15 protein-coding genes and 1 tRNA gene are annotated in these 17,539 nt (G+C 64.8%); 14 read left to right on the top strand and 2 right to left on the bottom strand.

Going from position 1 to position 17,539, the window contains the following annotated elements; translation table 11 throughout:
- The first annotated feature begins 4 nt into the window (after window positions 1–4).
- From AOC05_RS11320 to AOC05_RS11300, 5 genes are all read left to right on the top strand, one after another.
- Window positions 5–2,170: a 3-hydroxyacyl-CoA dehydrogenase NAD-binding domain-containing protein gene (locus AOC05_RS11320; protein WP_062007313.1), complete on the top strand. Its 2,166-nt coding sequence runs from the start codon at window positions 5–7 to the stop codon at window positions 2,168–2,170.
- Window positions 2,170–3,090 (top strand): crotonase/enoyl-CoA hydratase family protein, encoded by a 921-nt coding sequence (locus tag AOC05_RS11315; RefSeq protein ID WP_082357944.1) that lies wholly within the window; start codon window positions 2,170–2,172, stop codon window positions 3,088–3,090. The genes AOC05_RS11320 and AOC05_RS11315 overlap by 1 nt, the downstream gene beginning before the upstream one ends.
- A 72-nt stretch (window positions 3,091–3,162) precedes the next feature.
- The gene (locus tag AOC05_RS11310) at window positions 3,163–4,695 is read left to right on the top strand and encodes an acyl-CoA synthetase (RefSeq protein WP_062007312.1); all 1,533 of its coding nucleotides are present in this window, start codon (window positions 3,163–3,165) and stop codon (window positions 4,693–4,695) included.
- A gap of 24 nt (window positions 4,696–4,719) precedes the next feature.
- On the top strand, window positions 4,720–5,805 hold the full coding sequence (locus tag AOC05_RS11305; protein WP_062007311.1) for a CaiB/BaiF CoA transferase family protein: 1,086 nt from the start codon (window positions 4,720–4,722) through the stop codon (window positions 5,803–5,805).
- Window positions 5,802–6,845, top strand: coding sequence for an MBL fold metallo-hydrolase (locus AOC05_RS11300; protein ID WP_157374970.1), 1,044 nt, complete (start codon window positions 5,802–5,804; stop codon window positions 6,843–6,845). Before AOC05_RS11305 ends, AOC05_RS11300 begins: the two co-directional genes overlap by 4 nt.
- A 30-nt stretch (window positions 6,846–6,875) precedes the next feature.
- Here AOC05_RS11300 and AOC05_RS11295 read toward each other — a convergent pair whose 3' ends face one another.
- On the bottom strand, window positions 6,876–7,412 hold the full coding sequence (locus AOC05_RS11295; RefSeq protein WP_062007309.1) for a MarR family winged helix-turn-helix transcriptional regulator: 537 nt from the start codon (window positions 7,410–7,412) through the stop codon (window positions 6,876–6,878).
- Window positions 7,413–7,547: 135 nt separating this feature from the next.
- On the opposite strand from AOC05_RS11295, the gene AOC05_RS11290 reads away from it, so the two are divergent.
- The 9 genes from AOC05_RS11290 (at window position 7,548) to AOC05_RS11250 (ending at window position 15,584) form a co-directional block, all read left to right on the top strand.
- Window positions 7,548–8,315: an electron transfer flavoprotein subunit beta/FixA family protein gene (locus tag AOC05_RS11290; RefSeq protein WP_062007308.1), complete on the top strand. Its 768-nt coding sequence runs from the start codon at window positions 7,548–7,550 to the stop codon at window positions 8,313–8,315.
- A gap of 12 nt (window positions 8,316–8,327) precedes the next feature.
- Window positions 8,328–9,302 carry an electron transfer flavoprotein subunit alpha/FixB family protein gene (locus AOC05_RS11285; protein WP_062007307.1) on the top strand — a complete coding sequence of 325 codons (975 nt, stop codon included), beginning with the start codon at window positions 8,328–8,330 and terminating at the stop codon, window positions 9,300–9,302.
- A gap of 158 nt (window positions 9,303–9,460) precedes the next feature.
- Window positions 9,461–10,414, top strand: coding sequence for a cytochrome b/b6 domain-containing protein (locus tag AOC05_RS11280; protein ID WP_062007306.1), 954 nt, complete (start codon window positions 9,461–9,463; stop codon window positions 10,412–10,414).
- An 83-nt stretch (window positions 10,415–10,497) separates the two neighbouring features.
- On the top strand, window positions 10,498–11,634 hold the full coding sequence (locus AOC05_RS11275) for an acyl-CoA dehydrogenase family protein (protein ID WP_062007305.1): 1,137 nt from the start codon (window positions 10,498–10,500) through the stop codon (window positions 11,632–11,634).
- 78 nt (window positions 11,635–11,712) lie between these two features.
- Window positions 11,713–12,765 carry an enoyl-CoA hydratase/isomerase family protein gene (locus AOC05_RS11270; protein ID WP_062007304.1) on the top strand — a complete coding sequence of 351 codons (1,053 nt, stop codon included), beginning with the start codon at window positions 11,713–11,715 and terminating at the stop codon, window positions 12,763–12,765.
- An 11-nt stretch (window positions 12,766–12,776) separates the two neighbouring features.
- On the top strand, window positions 12,777–13,712 hold the full coding sequence (gene mmsB / locus AOC05_RS11265) for a 3-hydroxyisobutyrate dehydrogenase (protein ID WP_062007303.1): 936 nt from the start codon (window positions 12,777–12,779) through the stop codon (window positions 13,710–13,712).
- Between the two features lie 76 nt (window positions 13,713–13,788).
- Window positions 13,789–14,565, top strand: a complete 777-nt coding sequence (locus AOC05_RS11260; RefSeq protein WP_062007302.1) for an enoyl-CoA hydratase — start codon at window positions 13,789–13,791, stop codon at window positions 14,563–14,565.
- 246 nt (window positions 14,566–14,811) lie between these two features.
- Window positions 14,812–14,885: transfer RNA gene (locus AOC05_RS11255), tRNA-Met, on the top strand.
- A gap of 120 nt (window positions 14,886–15,005) precedes the next feature.
- Window positions 15,006–15,584, top strand: a complete 579-nt coding sequence (locus AOC05_RS11250) for an SAP domain-containing protein (protein WP_062007301.1) — start codon at window positions 15,006–15,008, stop codon at window positions 15,582–15,584.
- A gap of 218 nt (window positions 15,585–15,802) precedes the next feature.
- Here the strand turns inward: AOC05_RS11250 and AOC05_RS11245 are convergent, their stop codons facing one another.
- Window positions 15,803–17,461, bottom strand: a complete 1,659-nt coding sequence (locus tag AOC05_RS11245; protein ID WP_062009669.1) for a thiamine pyrophosphate-binding protein — start codon at window positions 17,459–17,461, stop codon at window positions 15,803–15,805.
- Window positions 17,462–17,539: the final 78 nt, after the last annotated feature.

Here is a 17,539-nt window from a genome sequence, read left to right as displayed (position 1 = left end):
GACTATGAGCTACACAAACACCATTCGCTGGGAACAAGACGGAGACGGCGTTGTCATCCTGACACTGGATGACCCGAACCAGTCTGCCAACACCATGAACGGCGACTATATTGCCTCCATGCAGGCTGCCGTGGAGCGTCTCGCGGCAGAGAAGGCGGGCATCACCGGCGTCGTGCTTGTCTCCGCCAAGAAGACCTTCTTTGCCGGAGGCGAGCTGAAGGACTTGGTCACCTCCACCCCGGAGGACGCCCAAAAGATCTTTGACCTGGGCCAGCAGGTCAAGGCCCAGCTGCGCATCCTGGAAACCCTCGGCAAGCCCGTGGTGGCCGCGATCAACGGTGCGGCACTGGGCGGCGGGCTGGAAATCGCGCTTGCCGCCCACCACCGGGTCGCCGCGGACACGCGCGGCTCGGTCATCGGCTTGCCCGAGGTCACCTTGGGTCTGCTGCCCGGCGGCGGCGGGATTGTGCGCACGGTGCGCCTGATGGGCATTGCCGACGCCACCATGAAAGTGCTGTTGCAGGGCCAAAAGTACAAACCCCGCAAGGCCCTGGAAATCGGGCTGGTCCACGAGGTCGTGGACAGCGTGGAGGAACTGATACCCGCAGCCAAGGCGTGGATCAAGGCGAACCCGGAGGCCGTGCAGCCCTGGGATGTGCCCAAGTACCGGATCCCCGGCGGCACCCCCAGCACCCCGGCGTTTGCCGCGAACTTGCCAGCGTTCCCTGCGAACCTGCGCAAGCAACTCAAGGGCGCCAACTATCCGGCCCCGCGCGCCATCCTCGCCGCCGCAGTGGAAAGCACCCAGGTGGATTTCGACACGGCACTGGAAATTGAGTCGCGCTACTTCGTGGAAGTCGTGACCGGTCAGGTCTCCACGAATATGATCAAGGCGTTCTTCTTCGACATGGGCCACATCAGCGCCGGCGGCAGCCGCCCGGCAGGATACGAGAAGTACACGGCCAAGAAGGTTGCGGTGCTCGGCGCCGGCATGATGGGCGCCGGCATCGCCTATGTGTGTGCCCGCGGCGGCATGGACGTTGTGCTCAAGGACGTGTCCTTGGAGGCGGCGGAACGCGGGAAGGCCTACTCAAAGACACTGACTGACAAGGCCGTCCAGAGGGGCCAGCAAACCCAGGAGCAGGCTGATGCGCTTCTCGCCAAGATTACCCCGACCGCCGAAGCGGCGGACCTGGCCGGGGCCGATCTTGTCATAGAGGCAGTCTTTGAAAGCGTGGCGGTGAAGCAGAAGGCGTTCGCCGAAATCCAGGACCTCCTGGGGGAGAACGCGGTGCTGGGCTCAAACACTTCAACGCTGCCCATCACCACACTTGCAGAGGGTGTGAAGGCACAGGAGAATTTCATCGGCCTGCACTTCTTCTCGCCCGTGGACAAGATGCCGCTGCTGGAAATCATCGCCGGCGCGAACACCTCCGACGAAACACTTGCCAAGGCCTTCGACATCGCCCAGCAGATCAAGAAGACCCCCATCGTGGTCAATGATTCCCGCGGCTTCTTCACCTCCCGCGTGATCGGCACCTTCATGAATGAGGCCATCGCCATGCTGGGAGAGGGCATTGCCGCGCCATCCATTGAACAGGCAGGCCTGCAGGCCGGCTACCCGGCCCCGCCGCTGCAGCTCGCCGACGAGCTGAATCTGACCCTCATGTCCAAGATCCAGAAGGAGACCAAGTCAGGGCTGGAAGCCGATAACGGTGTGCAGAAATACCGCCACCACGCCGGCTACGACGTCATCGACACCATGCTGGAGAAGTTTGACCGCAAAGGCAAGCTCGCCGGCGCCGGCTTCTACAACTACGCCGACGGCCACCGCACCGGCCTCTGGGAAGGCCTCAAGGAGACCTACGGCGGCACCGTGGAGATCCCCTTCCAGGACATGAAGGAGCGCATGCTCTTCGCCGAATCCCTGGAAACCGTCAAGTGCGTGGATGAGGGGGTGCTGCGCAGCGTGGAGGACGCCAACATCGGCTCCATCCTAGGCATCGGCTTCCCCGCCTGGACCGGTGGCGTGCTCCAATACATGAACGGGTACGACGGCGGACTGGCAGGTTTTGTGGACAGGTCCCGCGAGCTGGCGGCCCAGTATGGCGAGCACTTCCTGCCGCCGGCTTCCCTGGTTGCCAAGGCTGAAGCGGGGGAGAGGTACTGATGAACACTGCGGCCGCGGCCGGGCCCAACCAGGCAGGAAGCCAGGCCGGGGCCACAACAGGACCCGCCGCCAAAGGGCCCGCCTTCACCCAGGCCTGGACCGCATTCACTGTGGCAGAGGCACCCAACCCGGGAGTCGCCGTCGTGCGTCTGACCGGTCCGGGCCGCGGCAACATGATGGGGCTCGCGTTCTGGGAAGAACTGCCCCGGGTTTTTGGGGCCCTTGATGCCGATGACACGGTGCGGGCCGTGGTGCTGGCCGGTGCCGGAAACCACTTCAGCACCGGCCTGGACGTGCAGGAGGTGCTGGGCTCGTGGCTGGGAAGGCTGGGTCCCGGCGCCCCGGCGCAGGCCGCCGCACGGACCGAATTGCGGGGTCTCATCCGGGGCCTGCAGGACGCCATCACCTCCGTGGCCGCCTGCCGGAAGCCTGTCATTGCAGCCGTGCACGGCTGGTGTATTGGCGGCGGTGTCGACTTGATCAGCGCCGCCGATGTCCGCCTGGCCAGTGCTGACGCCAAGTTCAGCATCCGGGAGGCGCGGCTGGCGATCGTGGCCGACGTCGGAAGTCTCCAGCGCCTGCGCGGCATCATCGGCGAGGGGCACCTGCGCGAGCTGGCAATCACGGCCAAGGACATCCCGGCAAGCCGGGCGGAGAAAATCGGCCTGGTCAATGACGTCTACGCGGAGCCTGCGGAACTGATGGCTGCGGCTTTGGCCATGGCCGCGGAAAGTGCGGCAAACTCGCCGCTGGCCGTGGCCGGCACCAAGGCCGTGCTGAATGAGGGCCGCGAGGAGGACATTGCCCGCGGGCTGCGGCATGTGGCGCTGTGGAATTCATCGTTTTTGCACAGCGAGGACTTGCTCGAGGCCGTGCAGGCCATGGCGGAGAACCGTCCGGGAGTGTTCACGGGAAAATAGCAAGGCAAGAGGCACCAGCTTGGAATGTCCTGTTTGAAAGTCAACGTCGATTTTTTATAACGAGGAGTCACCATGTACCTAACCCAAGGATTGCACCGTTCACTTCAGGCGGACCCGGATGGCATCGCCACTATTTACAAGGACCGGGTGCGGAGTTATAGGGAGCACGCCGACCGGATTGCCAGGTTTGCCGGGGCACTGCAAAAGATTGGTGTGCAGGCGGGGGACAGGGTCGCCATGCTGTCCATGAACACGGACAGGTTCGCCGAATACCTGCTGGCCGTGCCGTGGGCCGGGGCCGCCGTGAACCCTGTCAACATCCGCTGGAGCCCGGCAGAGATTGCCTACTCCATGACGGACTCGGAGACGCATGTTCTGCTCATTGACGATGCCTTCCTGCCCATGGTGCCACTTCTGCGGGACAAAGCGCCCGGGCTGACCACGTTGATCCACTGCGGTGACGGACCCACCCCGGAGGGTCTGCTCTCCTACGAGGACATGGTGGCCGGCTCCGGGCCCGTGCCGGATGCGTACCGCAGCGGCGACGATCTCGCCGGGGTCTATTACACGGGTGGCACCACCGGATTCCCCAAAGGCGTCATGCTCAGCCACACCAACTTCGTCACCTCCGGCCTGGGTACCGTTGCCTCGGGTGAGCTGCTGAAGGCCGGCTCCACGCTGCTGCACGCGGCGCCCATGTTCCACCTGGCAGACCTCGCGGCCTGGTGTGGGCTGACCATCCTGGGCGGCACACACGTCATGGTGCCGTTCTTCGAACCCACCAGCGTGTTCAAGGCCATTGAGGAACACAAACCCACTGACGTGCTGCTGGTGCCCACCATGATCCAGGTTCTGGTGGACCATCCCGACGCCGGAAATTATGACCTCTCCTCCATGGAGCGCATGCTCTACGGCGGCTCCTCCATCTCCGAGGGCGTGCTCAACCGCACCAAGGAACGCTTCCCTGGTGTGCGCCTGACCCAGGCGTATGGTCAGACGGAGGCTGCGCCGGTCATCACACTGCTGCTGCCCGATGACCACGTAGGCGATCGCATGCGCTCCGGCGGACGCCCGGCCCCGCACTGCCAGGTGGCCATCCTGGATCTGGACGGCACGGAGGCGCGTCCCGGTGACGTCGGTGAGATCTGCGCCAAGGGAGCCCACGTCATGCAGGGCTACTGGAACAACCCCGAGGCAAGCGCCGAGGCGTTGCGCGGCGGTTGGTTGCACACCGGCGACCTGGGCTACATGGACGCCGGCGGTTTTGTCTTCGTTGTGGACCGGCTCAAGGATATGATCGTCACCGGCGGCGAGAACGTGTTCTCCGCCGAGGTGGAAAACGCACTGAGCAAGCACCCCGCCGTGGCCTCCTCGGCCGTCATTGGCGTCCCGGATGAGAAGTATGGCGAGCGCGTGCACGCCGTCGTGGTCCTTTCCCCGGACCATAGCGCAACGGCGGAGGAACTGGCGGCCCATTGCAAGGAGCACATTGCCGGGTACAAAGTGCCGCGCAGCTTTGAGTTCCTGGAGGCGCTGCCGATGTCCGGTGCCGGCAAGATCCTCAAGCGTAACCTGCGCGACAGCTACGCCGCGGCGCAAAACTAGCCGTCCGCTGAAAAGGAGCAATTTGTGGGTGGTCCGTTGCAGGGATTGAAGGTGGTGGAGCTTTCCGCCATGGGGCCGGCCCCGCATGCCGCCATGATGTTGGCGGACATGGGGGCGCAGGTGGTCCGGGTGGTTGGTCCCGCCCCACCGGTTGGCGGGTACGACGTCGGCACCCACCTGCAGCGCGGCCGCACCACAGTCCGGGCGAATCTGAAAGACCCCGACGACCTTGCGGGAGTGCTTGGGTTGGTGGCGTCGGCCGATGTTTTCCTTGAGGGGTACCGGCCCGGCACCACGGAGCGGCTGGGTCTGGGGCCGGTGGAGTGCCTGGCTTTGAACCCGCGCCTTGTGTATGGGCGGATGACCGGCTGGGGGCAGGATGGCCCGCTGGCCCGGCACGCCGGGCACGACATCAACTACATGGCGCTCACGGGTGCCCTGCACGCAATCGGCCCGGCCGGCAGGCCCGTGCCGCCCATGAATCTCGTGGGCGATTTCGGCGGCGGCTCCATGTTTGTCCTCACCGGGATCCTCGCAGCGCTGTGGGAACGGGAACGCTCCGGACTGGGCCAGGTGGTGGATGCCGCCATGGTGGACGGCATCAGCGTACTGTCCCAGATCATCCTCGAACTACGCTCCGTGAACATGTGGAACGACACCCGGGCCGCGAATCTGTTGGATGGCGCCGCCCCCTTCTACCGGACGTATGAAACCTCCGACGGCGGACACGTCGCCGTGGGTGCCATCGAGCCCCAGTTCTATGCGCTGCTCATCGACGGGCTGGGGCTTTCTCTTACGGAGCTGCCGGACCGGGAGGACCCGCGCCAGTGGCCGGCCCTTGAGGAGATTCTCACCGCAGCCTTTGCCGCCAGGAACCGGGACGATTGGGCGGATGTATTCGACGGCACCGATGCGTGCGTCACGCCCGTGCTGACGTATGCCGAGGCCGCGGAAAACACGCACATTGCCGCCCGTGGCGCGCTCTCCGGAAGCGGCAGGCATGTGGTGGCCGCCCCGGCACCGCGCTTTTCCCGCACCGCACCGGTGGCGCGGGAACCGCAGGGTGAGACAGATTTTGAATCCATATTGAGCTCTTGGAGGGCATCTTGATTACGGTAACGGCACAGGAACAGTTCCAGGCGTGGAAGGCAAAGGTCATGCCTGCCGTGGAACAGGTCCGGCCCGGGGTGTGGTCAATCCCGGTGCCCTTCGTCAACAATCCCATGCGGTACACGCTGTGCTATGTGCTGGTGGGGGATGGGGAAGCCGCCCTGGTCGACCCCGGCTGGGACTCTGATGAAGGCTGGGAGGCGATCACGGAGGGCCTGGCAACCGCCGGCCTCGCGCCGTCGAACATCACGGGAATTGTGGTGACACACTTCCATCCCGACCACCTTGGCATGGCGGCGCGGCTCCGGGAGGCGTCGGGGGCGTGGGTGGCACTGGGGGAGCACGAGCCGCTGCCGGAGCACTGGCGCGGGGACCCGTCGCAGTTTGTTGCCCAGGACAGGGCCCAGTTTGGCGACTGGGGTGTGCCGGATGAGTACCTGGACGAGGTCAGCTTCCAGGAGCAGACCTGGGCGCAGATGACAGGCATTGCCGCCCCGCAGCGGCGCCTGGCTGATGGTGAACTGCTACCCATCGCCGGGTTGGCGGTGCGCGTGCTGTCCACTCCCGGGCACACGCCGGGCAGCATCTGCCTCATCGACGAGGTCAACCAGCTGATCCTGACGGGCGACCACGTGCTGCCCAAGATCACCCCGCACGTCTCCCTGGAAGCGGCGAACCACAAGAACCCTCTGGGCGACTACTTTGATTCCCTCGAGATCCTCGGTGCCGGCGCCAACATGGAGGTGCTGCCGGGGCACGAATACCGGTTTCGTGGGTTGCAGGAACGTGCTGCAGAGCTGAAGGAACACACGCTGGAACGGTCGCGGGAGGTCATCGCGGTGCTGGATGCGGGGCAGGCGGGCAGCGTGTGGGAGGTGTCGAAGGAGCTGACGTGGTCGCGCGGCTTCGGCTCCCTGCGCGGCTTCACACTGCGGCTGGCGCTCGCAGAAACCGCTAGCCACCTGGTGTACCTGGCGGAGCAGGGCAGGGATATGGGCATCCAGGTCTCCCGAGGCGCCCCAACCCCCGTTGAGATGTGAGATCAGCACGCCCCACATGTCAACGGGAAATTAGAGGGGGTCCGGGTATTGGACCGGATCGGTGAAGTCACCGGATTCGCGGCGGAAGCGGGCCAAGATGGCCGTCATGGTACGAAGGTCCCCGGCAGGAATCCCGGGTTGGGCAAACACCTCGGAGTTCAGCACCGTGGTAGCCCCCTCCACCAATTCCCGGCCGGCGGGCATCAACACGACCAGGGTTGCGCGCCCGTCGGTGGGGTGCGCCTCGCGCCGGACCATGCCGTCCTTTTCCAGCCGGTCGACGACGCTCGTCACGGAGGTGGGGTGCACCTGCAGGCGGGCGCTGGCGCTGGCCATCGGCAGGGCGCCGTCGCGAGTGAAGGACAGCAGGCGCAGCAGTTCCAGCCGGGCATAGGACAAGCCCAGCGGCTTCAACACCGCATCGACCCTGCTGTACATGAGCTGGTGGGCCCGCATGACGGAGGAGTAGGCGGCCATGGCGTCGGCTGCGTCGGCCCAGCCGTGGGCAACCCATTGGCGCTTTGCTTCGGCAATGGGATCCATGGGCAGCGGGGCGGGGGTTGCCATGGGACGTCCTTTCAAGGCGGTGAAATCAACAACAACAAGCTGACACAACAATTTACTCGGGATCCCTAGTAAATACTAGTACTACCTAGTATTCTGCTGAGATACACGCAACACCATGACACTGGAGGGCAATCAATGAAGATCGTCGTACTTATCAAACAAGTGCCTGACACGGCGGAGGAGCGCACGCTCGTCTCCGCCACCGGCTGGCTGGACCGTGAGGCGGCGGACAACCTTGTCGACGAGATCAATGAGCGGGCGCTTGAAGTCGCCCTGCGCGTGAAGGATGCGGACAAGTCCACCGAAATTGTGGTGCTGTCCATGGGCCCCGAGGAAGTCACCAAGGGCATCCGCAAGGCCCTCTCCATGGGTGCCGATTCCGGAATTCACGTGCTCGACGGCGGACTGGCCGGCTCCGATGCGGCACGCACCGCAGCGGTGCTCGCCGCAGCCCTGCGCAGCACCAATGCCGACGTGATCGTGGCCGGCAACGAATCAACCGACGGCCGCGGCGGCGTGGTTCCGGCCATGATCGCCGAGCACCTGGGCCTGCCGCTTGTGGGCGGGCTGAACGCCGTCGAACTTGGCAACGGAAAAGTCAGCGGCGAACGCTCGGGGGACAGCGGTTCCCTGCAGGTCACCGCACAGCTGCCTGCGGTGATCACCATGACCGAGCGGAGCGCCGAGGCCCGCTTCCCCAACTTCAAGGGCATCCTGACAGCCAAGCGCAAGCCCGTCACCACGCTCTCCCTCAGCGATCTTAACGTGGCGGCGACGCCGGCACACTCGGTGATCCTGACGCACAGCGAGAAGCCCGCCCGCGAGGCCGGCCGCAAAATTGAAGACGACGGCACGGCCGCGACCCAGCTGGCCGGCTACCTCATCGAAAACCGCTTGGTCTAGGAAGGCAACAACATGGCAAATATTCTGACACTCATTGAATTGACCCACGCCGGTGCAGTTGCCGCCTCAGCGAAGGGCCTGCTGGCTGCGGCCGCCACGCTCGGAACGCCGATTGCTGTTGTCGCCAGCGAAAACGAGCTGAGCCCGGAAGTGGCGGGCCAATTGGGCCTGGCCGGTGCCGCTGTGATTTATCAGGGGATCGGCGCCCAGGCCGGATCCGTGCTCACCGGCCCAGCAGTGGAGGCCCTGGAGGCAGCCGTTGCCGCTTACGATCCGGCGGCCGTGCTGGTGGCGAACTCGGTGGACGGCCGCGAGGTCGCCGCGAGGCTGTCCGTCCGAGTGGGCGGGGCCACGCTCAACGACGCCGTCTCAGTTCGGTTGGACGGCGGGCGCATCGTGTCCGGGCACTCCATCTTCGGTGGCGCCTATGACGTGGAATCAGCCGTTGAGGGCGGCCTGCCCATCATCACCGTCCGGCAGGGCGCCATCGACGGTGTCGCCAACGAAGGTGGCGGCGCCGTCGAACTGGTCACGGCGGCCCTGCGCGGCACGGTTCCCGGAGCCCAGGTCGCGGCCGTCAACGACGCCCCTGCTACCAGCAGCCGCCCAGAACTGCGAACGGCCAAGACCGTGGTCTCCGGCGGCCGCGGCCTGGGCTCCAAGGAGAACTTTGTCCTCGTGGAGCAGCTCGCCGACGCACTTGGGGCAGCCATTGGTGCCTCCCGTGCCGCCGTCGACGCAGGCTACGTTGACCAGCACGCACAGGTGGGCCAAACAGGTGTCAGTGTTTCACCGCAGCTCTATATTGCTCTGGGCATCTCCGGCGCCATCCAGCACAGGGCCGGCATGCAGACCGCCAAGACCATCGTGGCCATCAACAAGGACGGGGACTCGCCCATCTTTGACGTGGCCGACTTCGGCATTGTCGGCGACGTGTTCAAAGTGGTTCCGCAGCTCATCGAGGCGCTTGCGGCCAGAAACAACTAGTAAAGCAGGCGCCGCCACCCGGGGGGCGCCCCCGGGTGGCCGTCCATGACGGACAATGGAGGCAAAAGACTCCAAAGCTGTTACAAATAGAGACTGTTGCCAAGCGGCACCACCACCAGCCCGCTTCCCACGGAAGTTCGCGAAAGAGGTTTTAGACCATGTCGACCCCCAAGACCAAGCAGTCGCCCGGCCTTGCCGAACGCTGGAACGGCCTGGGCCTGTGGGCCAAAATCGGTGTCTCCGCCGGCGCCCTGGTCATCCTCCTCGCCATCGCCGTCCTCGTGGCCCGCTGGCTGACCAGCTTGGGCGCCGTCCAGGACTTCATGACCACCTACCCGGGACAGTCCGAACTCCCGGCGGGCGCACCCGTGGGCCTGCCCGCCTGGCTGGGGTGGCAGCACTTTTTGAACATGTTCTTCATCCTGCTGATCATCCGCTCCGGCTGGCAGGTGCGCACCACCAAACGCCCGGCCGCCCACTGGATCCGCAACAACAAGGGCCTGGTCAAGACGAAGGGCAACCCCACCAAGATCAGCCTGGACCTCTGGTTCCACCTGAGCCTGGACGCCCTCTGGGTGCTCAACGGCGCGATCTTCATCGTCGTCCTGTTCGCCACCGGCCAATGGCTGCGCATCGTGCCCACCAGCTGGGACGTGTTCCCCAACGCCATCTCGGCCGGCCTGCAATACCTCTCCCTCGACTGGCCCACTGACGACGGCTGGGTCAACTACAACGGCCTGCAGCTGCTGACATACTTCATCACCGTCTTCATCGCCGCCCCGCTCGCCATCGCCACCGGCCTGCGCATGTCCGGCGCCTGGCCCAAGAACGCCACCACGTTGAACAAGATCTACCCCATCACCGCGGCCCGCGCCCTGCACTTCCCGGTCATGCTCTACTTCGTGGGCTTCATCGTGGTCCACGTGACCCTGGTCCTGGCCACCGGAGCGTTGCGCAACCTCAACCACATGTACGCCTCCTCCAACGAGGTGAACTGGTGGGGCTTCGGCATCTTCGCCGCGTCCCTGGTGGTCATGGCCGGCGCCTGGTTCCTGGCCCAGCCACTTTTCCTGAGGCCGATCGCCTCCTTGACCGGGAAGGTCAGCAAGTAAATTCCTGCCCGGCCCACAAGGCGCGGGAGGAACCCAGAGACGAGTTGAACCATCAACTCCCGTTGCCAAAGGAGGCAGCATCCATGTACGAGCTCAGCGATGACCAACAGGCGGTAGTGGAAATGGTGCGCGACTTCGCCACCACGGCCCTTGCCCCGCATGCCGCCGAGTGGGACGAGGAAAAGCACTTCCCTTTGGAGGTCTTGGCACAGGCCGGTGAGCTGGGCATGGGCGGCATCTACGTGCGGGAAGAGTTTGGCGGGTCCGGGCTGAGCCGCACCGATGCGGTGCTGATCTTTGAGGAACTGGCCGCGGCGGATCCCTCCATCGCCGCTTACATCTCCATCCACAATATGGTGGCATGGATGATTGACGCCCACGGCGATCAGGCGCAGCGCGCCGCCTGGCTGCCCGGTCTGACCGCCATGACCGAGTTGGGCAGCTACTGCTTGACCGAGCCGGGGGTGGGCTCGGATGCTGGCGCTCTCACCACCAGGGCAGTGCTCGACGGCGATGATTACCTCATCAACGGGACCAAACAGTTCATCTCCGGGGCCGGGTCCTCGGCATGGTATGTGGTCATGGCCAGGACGGCGGACACTGGCAGCCGCGGCATCTCGGCCATCGTGGTGCCTGCGGGCACCCCTGGACTGTCCTTTGGTGCCAACGAGAAGAAGATGGGCTGGCGCGCCCAACCCACCCGGCAAGTCGTCTTTGAGAACGTCCGCGTCCCCGTGACCAACCGGCTGGGGGCCGAGGGTGACGGGTTCATGATCGCCATGAAGGGCCTGAACGGTGGGCGAGTGAACATCGGCGCGTGCTCGCTGGGCGGGGGCAGGACGGCGCTGGAAAAGTCCATCGCCTACCTGAAGGAACGCCAGGCCTTTGGCGGGCCACTGATCAAGCAGCAGCATCTGCTCTTTGAAATTGCGGACATGGACACCGAACTGGAAACGGCCAGGACCTTGTTGCTGCGCGCCGCCGACGCCCTGGAACGTGGGGCCCCGGACACCGTGAAGCTGTGTGCCATGGCCAAGCGGGTGGCCACCGATGCCGGCTTCCACGTGGCCAACCAGGCGCTGCAACTTCACGGCGGCTACGGCTATCTTTCCGAGTACGGGCTAGAGAAGATTGTCCGTGACTTGCGCGTCCATCAAATCCTTGAAGGCAGCAACGAGATCATGCGCCTGATAGTGGGCCGCCTTGCCGTTGAGGACTAGGCTTTGAGCAACCAGGCAGTTCCAGACCAGGCAGTTCCAGACCAGGCAGTTCCAGACCAGGCAGTGAAGGATTGGCATATGCAGAACCCCGACGTTTTGGTCCAGCGTGACGGACATCTGGGGCACCTGGTCCTGAACCGGCCAGCCGCCATGAACGCGCTGAACCATGGCATGGTCCTGAGTGTCGCAGCGGCCCTTGACGCGTGGGAATTCGACGACGCCGTCTCTACAGTCCTGATCTCCGGTGCCGGTGAGCGGGGCTTGTGCGCGGGCGGGGACATCGTCTCGATCTACCATGACGCCCGCACCGGCGGAAATGGAAGCGAGCAGTTCTGGCGCGACGAGTACCACCTCAACGCCCGGATCAGCCGCTACCGCAAACCCATTGTGGTGTTGATGGACGGGGTAGTTCTGGGCGGCGGGGTGGGGATTTCCGCGCACGCCTCCCACCGGGTCGTCACCGAACGGTCCCGCATCGGGATGCCCGAGACCGGCATCGGCTTCGTCCCCGACGTGGGCGGCACCTTCCTGCTCTCCCGCGCCCCCGGCGAAACGGGCACCCATGCGGGACTGACGGGGGCCATGGTCAGTGGCGCGGATGCCATCGCCATGGGCCTGGCGGACCACTACGTTAGCTCCTCCCACCTGGCCACGCTGGTGGCAGAGCTCGCCGGGCGGGCCGCAAGCGCCGCCGTCGCCCGTTATGGGGAGGTCCCCCCGGACTCCGCCCTGATGGAGGCGCGCTGGTGGATCGATGAGGCTTATGCCACGGACGACGCCGGGACCATCCTTGGGCGGTTGGCCCGCGTGGGCGACCCCGGGGCTGTGAAGGCGGCGGCCACGATTGCGGCGAAGTCGCCCACGGCAATCACCGTGACGTTGGCGGCCCTGCGGCGGGCACGGGAACTTCCGACGCTGGAGGACGTGCTCAACCAGGAGCTGCGGGTGTCCTTGCGGGCGCTGCGCTGGCCCGATTTTGCTGAGGGAATCAGGGCGCAACTGGTGGACAAGGACCGCAACCCGTCCTGGACCCCGGCAACGATCGAGGAGGTGCCAGCGGATGTGGTGGCACAGGCATTTGCAGACCTGGGCCGGCAGGAACTGGGCCTAGTTCCCGAGAACAACGGATAGGTGGCAAGGCAATGAACACAACAAGCGAGGTCACTGCGGCGACGCGGCGCAGCATCGGCTTCATCGGATTGGGGCACATGGGCGGACCCATGGCTGCCAACCTCGTGGCGGCCGGATACACGGTCACAGGGTTCGACGTGGTGCCTGCAGCCCTGGAAGCGGCGCATGCGGCGGGGGTCGTGGTGGCTGCCTCCGCGGGGGAGGCCGCCACGGGCGCCGATGTTGTCATCACCATGCTGCCCGCTGGAAAGCACGTGTTTGCCGCGTATGACGGGGACGGCCCCGGGGGTGGGTTGCTGGCCGCGGCCAAGCCGGGTTCGTTGTTCCTTGAATGCTCCACCATTGCCGTGGAGGATGCCCGCATCGCGCATGAGATGGTGCTGGCCACCGGGCACCGCGGACTGGACGCTCCTGTTTCCGGCGGGGTGGTGGGCGCCGAGGCGGGATCACTGACGTTCATGGTGGGCGGCTCCGCCGATGACTTTGCCGACGCCGCCGAAATTTTTGAGGTGATGGGCAAGCGCATTGTGCATTGCGGGGGCCCCGGCGCCGGGCAGGCGGCCAAGGTGTGCAACAACATGATCCTGGGCGTGTCCATGATCGCCGTCAGCGAGGCCTTTGTGCTGGGTGAAAAGTTGGGACTGACCCACCAGGCGCTGTTTGACGTGGCAGCCAACGCCTCCGGGCAATGCTGGTCGCTGACCGCCAACTGCCCCGTGCCGGGACCGGTACCGGCCAGCCCGGCCAACCGCGACTACCAGCCCGGCTTTGCCGGCGCCCTCATGGCCAAGGACCTGGGCCTAGCCGTGGAAGCCCTGAATGCCACCGGGGTCCAGGCCTCGATGGGGCGTGCGGCCGAGGAAATTTACCGGAACTTTGCTCAGGAAGGTGGGGCCGGCACCGATTTCTCCGCCATTATCAACACCATCAGGGCAGCTTCGGACTAGACGCCCGACTCAGCCACGTGACTTTCCTGACGCCCTTGAGAATTGACCGCAGCTACCCGAACGGAACCGCAAAACCATGACAGAGAACTCCTTGATCCTGACCGAACAGCACGGCCGGGTGGGGCTGATCACGCTCAACCGCCCCGAGGCCCTCAACGCCCTCAGTGACGCGATGGGACAGCAGATCCTGGCCGCGGCCCAGGCCTTTGACAAGGACCCGGGGATCGGGGCGATTGTCATCACCGGGTCCGCCAAGGCTTTTGCTGCCGGGGCTGACATCAAGGAGATGGCGGCGAAGTCCTCGGTACAGATGTACATCTCCGACTGGTTCTCCGTGTGGGACGCCCTGGCCAGGGTACGCACGCCCATGGTTGCCGCCGTCGCCGGCCATGCCTTGGGTGGGGGTTGCGAGCTGGCCATGATCGCCGATTTCATCATTGCGGGGGAGAACGCCAAGTTTGGCCAGCCCGAAATTAAGCTCGGCGTCATACCCGGCATGGGCGGTTCGCAGCGGCTGACCCGGGCCATCGGCAAGGCCAAGGCCATGGAGATGGTGTTGACCGGGCGCATCATGGGGGCCGTGGAGGCGGAGCAGACAGGCTTGGTGGCCCGCGTGGTGCCCGTGGAGTCCTTGTTGGAGGACGCGCTGGCCACGGCGGCAGTGATTGCCGGCATGTCCAAGCCGGTCACCATGATCGCCAAGGAAGCCGTCAATGCAGCCTTTGAGACCACACTGGCCGAAGGGGTCCGGATAGAACGACGCTCCATTTTCGCCTGTTTCGCCACCGACGACCAGAAGGAAGGCATGGCGGCGTTCATGGACAAGCGCCCCGCGGAGTTCAAGCACCGGTAGTCGCGGCGGCGGGCCGGTATTTCCTCGGCGACTCCCCGACCATCGGCCGCGGGCGGCCTCGGTCTCCTTGAGGTCGCCTACGAACTCCTTGACATCGCCTACGAAAAAAGACCAGTCCGCGGCCGTCTCAGCCCCCCATTCCGCTCAGCGCCGGGGCTGGGTTGGCGGTGGTTGACACTATCGAAACCTGCTAGAAATCTGCCGAGTTGGTGTTTGGCCCAAACGCATGTACTGTTGAGGACGCAACGCGGGGTGGAGCAGTTCGGTAGCTCGCCGGGCTCATAACCCGGAGGTCACAGGTTCAAATCCTGTCCCCGCAACTATGATGAGGAAAACCCTCGGCCATTAGGCCGGGGGTTTTCCGTTTTCGTGGCCGTTTCCCGCCAGCGCGGTGGCGCCAGCGCTCCCCGGCACAGCCGGCCGCATGCGAAACTTCAAGGGTGACTGGCACTGAGCAGCCGCAACGTCCGGCACTTTCTGCAAACATTTCTGCGCACGAGTTTTACCGCTGGTACTGGCTGAAAACCGAACTGGCCGCCTTTGCCCGGGCCAGCGGACTCCCTGCCACAGGCGGAAAGGAAGACCTCGCCGCCAGGATCCGCGCCCACCTGGACGGGCTGCCGCAACCGGCACTTCCCCGCAAGGCCCCGCCGGGGAAGCAACTCTTGGGGCCGCTGGATGCCACCACGCTTGTGCCGCGCGGGCAGCGCTGCAACCAGCCCCTCCGGGGATGGTTTGAAGTGCAACTAGGCGGTGCTTTCCACTTCGACGCACATATGCGTGGCTTCTTTGCGGATGCGGACGGGACGTCCACACTGCACGACGCTTTGGCCCACTGGCACTCCACAAGAAGTGCTGAGCCGACGGTGCTCGGCCAACAATTCGAGCTCAACCAATTCACCCACAAATGGTGCTCGGAAAATCCCAACAGTACCCGCGAAGAAATGCACGCGGGCTGGCAGCGGCACCGGGCTTTGCCCAAAGACTTCAGGCCCTCGACGTCCGGCACGGGCAATTAGGTGAGCGGATAGTGCAGAAGCGTTGGCGAAAACACTGCGTTTGGTGATGCAGCGTCTGGGGGGAGGTCAGCCGAGGCGACAGCCAAGCGCCCGACGTCAGGACCGGCGTCGTCCGACAGGACCGAGGCCCCGCGTAAGGTTCCCGTCAGCACGTTCAACCCGGCCAGTGAGGCGGCAAAGGAGGCACGGCTTTGGCGCCGACTTCGACAGATCAAGCCTTAGTGCCCCTTGAATGCCTCGGCGAGCCACCACGCACCGGAATCCGAGGCGATCTTTGCATCGATGACCAGGGGACGGCTGGGATTTGAATCCAACCAGTCACTGACAGCATCGAGGTCCGCGAGGCTGCGGACTGTGATGCCATCGGCGCCGAAACCACGTCCAATGGCGGCGAAATCGGTGTCCGGGAATTGTACTGAGCTCATGTCCGCATCTGGATTATCGATCGCGAAGTGGTGCACTTCAGCACCATAGGCGGCGTCGTTGTAGACGATGCACACCAAGGGCATGTTCAGGCGCACGGCCGTGTCCAGTTCCGCTATGGCCATGTGGAATCCGCCGTCCCCTGTCCCCAGGACAGGCAGGCGCTGCGGCTGGGCGAGGGCCGCACCAATAGCCGTGTACAACCCCAACCCAATGGATTGAAAGGCCTGGGTGAAACAGAAGCCGAACTCGTCCGGTACAGAAAGGTATTGGCTCGGGTAGCCCATAAAGTTCCCAGAATCCACGCTGACAATACGCTCGGTTGGCAGCAGCTCATCCAGCCGTTTGGTCAACGTGCGAGGATCGATCCGCTGTGGATCGCAAAGATCCTCGAACGGAACTTGCTGCCATTGAACCGAACCCCTGATGCGGGCGGCAACCTCGGCGCTACGGTAACCCTCACGCGGCGGGTACCCCTGGCGTCTAATTTCAGCGAGGACATCGGTGGCGCATTCGCCCGAATCACCCAGCACACCCAGATTGATGGGCCTGTTGGCGCCCAGCGCCTGATCCTCGAGGTCGATCTGGACCACCTTGGTGTCCGCACTTATCAAATGACCGTGGCGCATTGTCCACATGTTCAGGGCACAGCCGAAACCCACGATCAAGTCGGCGCCGGTGATCAGCTCGGCGGCCAGCGGCGATGAGAAACCGCCGGAAATACCAAGGTTGAAGTGATCTTCGTTAAAAAGGCCCTTGGCGACGGCGGAAGTTGCGACAAGGGCCCCTGTCTGCCTGGCCAGTTCAAGGATCTCCGTCTTGGCTCCGCGACCACCGCGCCCAGCCACAAAGATCGGGCGTTGGGCATTTTGGATCAACTCGGTCAGTGCAGCAACGGCGGCCCGCGAGGGGCGGATTGTTTCGGCTAGGGAGATTTCCGCCGGGGGCTGACCGGCGCCGTCTGGCACTTCCTGGGCCTGGACGTTCAGCGGCAAGTTCAGCACCACCGTGCGGCGGTCATTCACTGCCCGGCGATAAGCCCGGATGGTGTCTGCGACCGCCGTTTGAGCGCTGTGCACACGCTCGGAGACAGCGTAGACAGAGGCGGCGAAACCTTCTTGGTCCATAGCGAAGTTCGAATACACGGCGCTTGGCGCAGCCTCAGCGGCCAGCACGATCATCGGGGTACGAGACTTGGCGGCCTCCCCGATTCCTGTAGCCGCGTTGGTGAGCCCACACCCCTGGTGCACCGAAAGTAGCGCCACCTGCCCGCTGGTTCGAGCAAAGGCGTCAGCCATTGTCGCAGCCCCGCCCTCATGGCGGGCCGCCGTAAACGGGACCCCATGCTCCATCAAGGTGTTCGTGATGGTGAAGTTCCCCGAGCCGACCACCCCAAAGCAATGTCCTACGCCAAGCTGGGCTAGGGTCTTGCCGACAAGTTGAGCGACGTTCATGAAAACTTCCTTCGATGCTGGGTTGGCCAGGACTGGGTTGAGGTTCTCCAGGGATGAGCCGGGCATTTCTGCCTGCCC

This window comes from Arthrobacter alpinus (assembly GCF_001294625.1).
Taxonomy (GTDB): Bacteria; Actinomycetota; Actinomycetes; order Actinomycetales; family Micrococcaceae; genus Specibacter; species Specibacter alpinus_A.
This window is presented reverse-complemented; position numbering and strand designations above follow the sequence as displayed.

Coding starts and splice junctions, on each gene's coding strand:
- AOC05_RS11285 (WP_062007307.1), top strand. CDS start 8,328: ATGGCAAATATTCTGACACTCATTGAATTGACCCACGCCGGTGCAGTT.
- AOC05_RS11270 (WP_062007304.1), top strand. CDS start 11,713: ATGCAGAACCCCGACGTTTTGGTCCAGCGTGACGGACATCTGGGGCAC.
- AOC05_RS11295 (WP_062007309.1), bottom strand. CDS start 7,412: ATGGCAACCCCCGCCCCGCTGCCCATGGATCCCATTGCCGAAGCAAAG.
- AOC05_RS11275 (WP_062007305.1), top strand. CDS start 10,498: ATGTACGAGCTCAGCGATGACCAACAGGCGGTAGTGGAAATGGTGCGC.
- AOC05_RS11290 (WP_062007308.1), top strand. CDS start 7,548: ATGAAGATCGTCGTACTTATCAAACAAGTGCCTGACACGGCGGAGGAG.
- AOC05_RS11320 (WP_062007313.1), top strand. CDS start 5: ATGAGCTACACAAACACCATTCGCTGGGAACAAGACGGAGACGGCGTT.
- AOC05_RS11315 (WP_082357944.1), top strand. CDS start 2,170: ATGAACACTGCGGCCGCGGCCGGGCCCAACCAGGCAGGAAGCCAGGCC.
- mmsB (WP_062007303.1), top strand. CDS start 12,777: ATGAACACAACAAGCGAGGTCACTGCGGCGACGCGGCGCAGCATCGGC.
- AOC05_RS11245 (WP_062009669.1), bottom strand. CDS start 17,461: ATGAACGTCGCTCAACTTGTCGGCAAGACCCTAGCCCAGCTTGGCGTA.
- AOC05_RS11310 (WP_062007312.1), top strand. CDS start 3,163: ATGTACCTAACCCAAGGATTGCACCGTTCACTTCAGGCGGACCCGGAT.
- AOC05_RS11260 (WP_062007302.1), top strand. CDS start 13,789: ATGACAGAGAACTCCTTGATCCTGACCGAACAGCACGGCCGGGTGGGG.
- AOC05_RS11280 (WP_062007306.1), top strand. CDS start 9,461: ATGTCGACCCCCAAGACCAAGCAGTCGCCCGGCCTTGCCGAACGCTGG.